Source organism: Novipirellula sp. (assembly GCF_041583735.1).
Lineage (GTDB): Bacteria > Planctomycetota > Planctomycetia > Pirellulales > Pirellulaceae > Novipirellula.
In genome coordinates this window covers 1-4,652 of sequence record NZ_JBFHFD010000679.1, presented here as the reverse complement: position 1 = coordinate 4,652, position 4,652 = coordinate 1, and the positions used below count along the sequence as shown (strand labels likewise).

At 56.4% G+C, this 4,652-nt stretch carries 3 protein-coding genes; all 3 read left to right on the top strand.

Annotation, left to right across the window (positions count from 1 at the left end; translation table 11 throughout):
* On the top strand, positions 1-1,264 hold a 1,264-nt coding region (locus ABX962_RS30800), incomplete at its 5' end, for a DUF1553 domain-containing protein (protein WP_372725322.1).
* A 10-nt stretch (positions 1,265-1,274) separates the two neighbouring features.
* A complete protein-coding gene (locus ABX962_RS30795; RefSeq protein ID WP_372725320.1) occupies positions 1,275-2,618 on the top strand; it encodes a DUF1501 domain-containing protein in 1,344 nt (447 codons plus the stop codon).
* On the top strand, positions 2,618-4,390 hold the full coding sequence (locus ABX962_RS30790) for a serine protease (RefSeq protein ID WP_372725319.1): 1,773 nt from the start codon (positions 2,618-2,620) through the stop codon (positions 4,388-4,390). Before ABX962_RS30795 ends, ABX962_RS30790 begins: the two co-directional genes overlap by 1 nt.
* Positions 4,391-4,652 lie beyond the last annotated feature (262 nt).

Below are 4,652 nucleotides of genomic sequence, written 5' to 3'. Positions count from 1 at the left end.
ACTGCGTCCGAATCCCTACCGCGTCGGCATCAAGGCGGTGATGAACTACGACAACTGGATCCGGCAACAGTTCCGTGACGAGGTCCCCTATGACACCTTTGTTCGTCAATTGGTGACCGCCAAAGGAAGCACTTGGCAAAATGGAGCCGCCACCCTGTATCGTGATCGTCGCAGTCCCGATGAAGTCGCAACGATGGTCAGCCAATTGTTCCTGGGCATCCGATTGGACTGCGCCAAATGCCACCACCATCCGTTTGAACGATGGAGCCAACAAGATTTCTACCAGTTCGCTGCCTACTTCTCTAAAGTGGGCTACAAGGGCACCGGGCTGTCGCCGCCAATCTCCGGTGGCGAAGAGGTGGTGTTCACTTCGAGCAAAGGCTCGGTGTCGCACCCGCTGACCGGCGAAACGATGACGCCGACGCCGCTATTCGAAATCGCGGAGGTGGAAGGTGATGATCCGATCGCAGAGAATTATGGCGACCCGACCGATCCTCGCGATGCGCTCGCAAAATGGATGACGTCCACCGACAATGACTTCTTTGCCCAAGTCCACGTCAATCGCACTTGGGGAATCCTGATGGGACGAGGGCTTGTCGAACCGGTCGACGATCTACGTACTACCAATCCGGCGACCAATCCGAAGCTGTTGAGTGCATTGGCCAAAGATTTTCAAACTTCAGGTTACGATTTCAAACATCTGCTCAAAACGATTACGTTGTCGCAAGTCTATCTGCACAGTTCCGAACCGACGGCGTCCAATGTCGCCGATCGGCTGAATTATTCACGTCACTACCGTCGCCGGTTGCGAGCCGAAGTGTTGGCCGATGCCGTGGCCGATGTGACCCAAACAACCGAGTCGTTCCAGGCGATGCCGCCCGATTCGCGTGCTAACCAAGTTTGGACAACGCGAGTCAATTCGATCTTTCTCGATACCTTCGGCCGCCCCAACGAAAATCAAGATCCGCCGTGCGAACGGACGCCCGATTCGACGGTCACCCAAGCACTGCATTTGATGAACTCGCAACAGCTTGACACGCGTGTTCGTTCGGACAACGGTCGCGCGGCGGAATTGGCTGCGAGTGAAAAGTCACCCGAGCAAATTGTCGACGAGTTGTACTTGGCGATCTTCACGCGATATCCGACAACGGACGAACGCGACTACGCGGTTGAGCTAGTCACCTCGGCCGAGAATCGACGCAGCGTGATCGAAGACCTGATGTGGGCGATGCTCAATTCCCCAGAATTCTCAATCTTGAACTAGGTACGGATACATGAATCGAAACCACCATCGCAATTGTGACGGCATTACACGCCGCGACGGGTTGAAACTTGGTCTGCACGGTTTGATCGCCGGTGGATTGGCCGGGGCGCTGCAGGCGACCTCGGCTCATGCGTCGGAAACGCCTGCGTCGCTATTAAAAAGACAAGCCGACGCGTGCATCCTGATTTGGATGGATGGCGGCCCGAGTCACTACGAGACGTTTGACCCGAAACCCGATGCACCGATCGAGATTCGAGGCAAATACGAACCAATCGCAACGCAAACTCCTGGCATCCAGTTTTCCGAGCCGATGAAACGGTTGGCGGCGATCTCGGATGACTTGGCGATCGTTCGCTCGATCCGGCATGATCAAGGCAATCACGGTGCGGGTAACCACTACATGATGACCGGAGCTCCACCGCGAATTCCGGTGGGCTGCGGTGCGTTTGTCAGCTTTCATCCCAGTTTGGGAAGCGTCGTTTCGCACCAAGTCGGTGCCCCCGATGGCATTCCAGCCTACTTTTCGATCCCCAGCATGTCGCGTTCGGGAGGACCGAATTTTCTCGGCGCCAAACACGCTCCGTTTGTCGTTCCCGACAATCCGAACAGCTCATCGTTCCAAGTCCGCGATGTGACGATCCCCAGCGGGTTAACCGATCAACGATTCGCATCGCGTCAAGACATTCGAAATCAGATCGACAAACTGAAACGGATCAAAGACGCAGCCGCGGGGGATCCCGTCATGGCAGCCGACGAATTTTATGCCCAAGGCATGGAATTGGTTAGCAGCCCCCAATCACAAGCCGCCTTTGACATCCATTCCGAACCGGACAAGGTGCGTGACGCTTACGGCCGCAACACCTTTGGCCAGCAAGCATTATTGGCACGCCGTCTGGTCAGCGCCGGGGTTCCCTTTGTCACCTTAGTGCAAGGCGGTTGGGATCATCATACCGACCTGTTTGACGCCTACGATAAAAAGATGCCGTCGTTCGAAGCGACCATCGCGGCACTTGTGTCCGATTTGAAGGACCGTGGCATGCTGGAGCGGACGCTCGTGATCGCCTTGGGCGAGTTCGGACGGACGCCAAAAATCAATGACCGCGGCGGCCGCGATCACTGGTCTAACGCGATGAGCGTCATGTTTGCTGGCGGAGGAACCTCGGGCGGCCAAGTTATCGGCGCCACCGATCGCCACGGCTACGCCGCGGTGGAGCGTGTACTTTCGCCTGAAAATTTTGTCTCAACGGTTTATCGCAAACTCGGGATCGATGCCGGGCAAATGTTGCACTCCCCCGAAGGCCGACCGGTGCACTTGGTCAGCGACGCCACACCGATCTCGGAATTGATGAGCTGATGCAAATCGAATTGAAGTTACGCCCCACCGTCGCCTCGCCCTCTAGCGGCAGGGCGCAAGCCCTCCAGTCGTTCGCCGCTCGTTTGCATGTTTCCGCACGCTTCAAACCGGACGGCTTGCGCCGTACCGCTAAAGGATCGATCATTGCCACCGTTTCAATCCTGCTCGGGTTGGCCTTTCCTACGCTCGCAGCGGCCCAAGTGCAACTCGATCGCTTTTATCCTCCGGTCGTCTCGGTCGGAAATACGACGACTGTCAAAGCCGAAGGCAAATTTCCGAAGTGGCCCGTCAAAGCCGTTGTAGATCGTGACGACGTCGAGGTGATCATCGAAAAAGATTCGGGCCAACTCAGTGTCAAGTTGCCCGCAGACGCCGCCCCCGGGATTGCATGGATCCGGCTGTTCGACGATGCGTCTGCATCGAAGCTTGTTCCGTTGTTGATTGAATCCGCAGCGGCGATCGAAGAAGTCGAACCGAACCAAAAGATTGCCGAAGCCACCCCGATCTCGCTTCCCGCAATTGCCTATGGACGACTCGCCAAATCCAACGAGATTGACACCTATCGCGTCCAGCTAAAACAGGGACAAACGTTTGTCGCAACCACGTTTGCGAATCGGCCGCTCGGGTCGCCAATGGACGCGGTGATGCAATTGGTGGACGAACAAGGCAACGTGTTGTCTCAAGCCGATGATGATCGAGGAATCGATCCGCAACTGGTCTACGAGCCCGAGGAAGACCGCGAGTTATGGGTGCGGATCTTTGCCTTTCCCGAGGTCCCCACCGGAACGATTGGTTACGCTGGTTCGGCAACATTTGTCTACAGCATTCGGATGACCCAGGACGCTTACGTCGACCACGTGTTACCGCTTGTACTGCCCGAAAATGCGGTCGCTTCCGACACCACTCCGTACGGATGGAACCTGCCGCCCAAATACGATCTGCATCATTCTGTGGCGACGGACCATTCGGCTCGGATCACCCACCTTGCTGCGTCACTTGGGTGGCAGTGGCAAACGTCACTGCCGCATGATGCTGTTATCGTTTCCGAATCCCAGGACAGTGATTTTGCGATTGCTGCATCGTTGCCGTGCGTCTTTTCCGGACACCTAAGCGAAGCGAACGATGTCGACCGCCTGCGTTTTCAAGCGCAACCCGCCAAGCGGTATCGAGCAGAACTCCACTCGCGAGCATTTGATTTGCCGCTCGATTCACAACTGCGTGTGATCCATGTCGCCGACGGCAGCGAGCTGGCCCGCAACGATGACGTATCGCGAGGGCAATACGACTCGGTGGCCGAGTTCACGGCGAACGAGGCCAGCGAATTAGAGCTGCAAGTATCGGATCTGGTCGATGGGCACAGTGCTCGTCACGCCTACAGCGTCGTCATCACCGAAGTGTTACCGGCAGTGGAATTGACGGTCAGCGAAGATCACTTTGCGACCGGCAAAGAAGGGACCGTGGAGATTCCGGTGGCGATTGCTAGGAAGCATGGTTTTGACCAAGAGTTAACGATCAGCGCCGAGGGGCTGCCAGAAGGGATTAAGGCCGAGTCGGTCGTCTCGGAGAGTAAAGGCGACACGTCAAAATCGGTGAAATTAAAACTCGTCGCCGACAAGACCATCAGCTTTCAAGGCCCTTTTCGCATCACCGCCCGTCTGACGGCTAATGCCGACAAAACGGCTGCTGCCATCACGTACACCGCAATCCACTCACTACGAGACGTGGTCACCACCCAAAGCCTCTGGTTAACCGTCCCCGCAGCCAAAGAATGAAAAGCGAATACGTACCGAGTTCGGGTGAGATCATCGATGTAGGTGTTTCCAACTCGCGAAGCGATGGCAGACGGTAGCCACGGCTGTTAATCCGTGGTTTCCGCTGAAGGATTTTGAATTCAACGTAGCCTAGGCTTCCAGCCTGGGTTTGCTGTGATTCCCAGGCTGGAAGCCTAGACTACGTGAGGTCATCGACGCTGCAGTTAACCACGGACTGGCGTCCGTGGTTGCTGCCTGGCATCGTGTTGCGAACAGGTCTGTT